Genomic DNA, 1,080 nt, shown 5'->3' with positions numbered 1-1,080 from the left:
CTCTTGATGGGTACAGCTGGTTTGATTGAACAAGCAAGACAGTCACAATTGAGTGACAAGAAAGACAAAATGTTTTCCATTCCTGGATACGATATAACCGTGGTATTGATGGCAGAGAAAGGTGATGTTCTGAGAGCTTGGGATAGAAAGAAGCATATCGGAGCTATCATGTACATGCAAAACAAAACCATCTGGAACGTTCTCTATCTCGAATACAATATAAGTGGAAAACTATTGGAAGCAGAAGAACAAGTAATCCGGTATGAGGATTTTTCCCAAGCTGATTGGAAATATTCAGTGAATTTGGGTGACAGGATCCTTGAAAAGAAGAGAATGAGATGAATCAAGAAAAATATATAGCGCACCACCTTGAAGTTGCCTTGCAGGCATCCAAATCAGCTGGGTCCTTGGTCCTGGAAGCTGGTAAGGCAAAACATATATCAGTGAGAAGTAAACAAAAGAATGATTTTGTTACTGAGACTGATCAAGCAGCTGAAGAACATATCATCGGGATACTAAAGGAACACTTTCCTGATGATGCAATTTTTGGGGAGGAGAGCGGAAAGACAGGGACGCACGAGAGAGGCCGCTGGGTGATAGATCCCATAGACGGCACAACCAATTTCTTTCGATCAATACCCAATTATACGATCAGTATTGCTTGGGAAATGGAACCGTTCAAGCCACTGGTTGGTGTGGTTTATAACCCAAGACAAGAAGAACTGTTCTGGGCAAGCAAAGGTCATGGTGCTTTTCTGAATGGGCAACCAATCAGGGTAAGTGATGTTGATGATGTTTCCAAAGCCTTGATGGTTTGTGTACCCCCACATCGTCGTCATGATCTGGCTGATGAGTATTTTGAACGTATGCGGAGAATCTTCTTGGCTACCAGTGATTTCCGTTCCCTTGGTTCCTGTGCTTTGGAGCTTTCCTATATTGCTGCTGGAAGGTTTGATGGATACTTTGAACGATGTCTGGGATACTATGACCTTGCAGCAGGGATGATCATCGTCCAAGAAGCAGGGGGGAAACTGGAGAGCGCAGACCCTGGACAACCGTTTACTGATGAGAGGTGTGATC

At 43.8% G+C, this 1,080-nt stretch carries 2 protein-coding genes; both read left to right on the top strand.

The genetic code is table 11. The annotated features are described in order from the left end of the window. On the top strand, window positions 1–342 hold a 342-nt coding region (locus JF818_RS06940; protein ID WP_198891305.1), incomplete at its 5' end, for a hypothetical protein. After that, the coding region (locus JF818_RS06935; RefSeq protein ID WP_198891304.1) for an inositol monophosphatase family protein at window positions 339–1,080 on the top strand (742 nt) is incomplete at its 3' end. The genes JF818_RS06940 and JF818_RS06935, both read left to right, overlap by 4 nt.

Origin of the sequence: Sphaerochaeta sp. S2 (genome assembly GCF_016406725.1) — a bacterium.
In the GTDB taxonomy this organism is placed as follows: domain Bacteria; phylum Spirochaetota; class Spirochaetia; order Sphaerochaetales; family Sphaerochaetaceae; genus Sphaerochaeta.
Note: the sequence above shows the minus strand (reverse complement) of the source record. Positions and strands in the feature narration are given on the sequence as shown.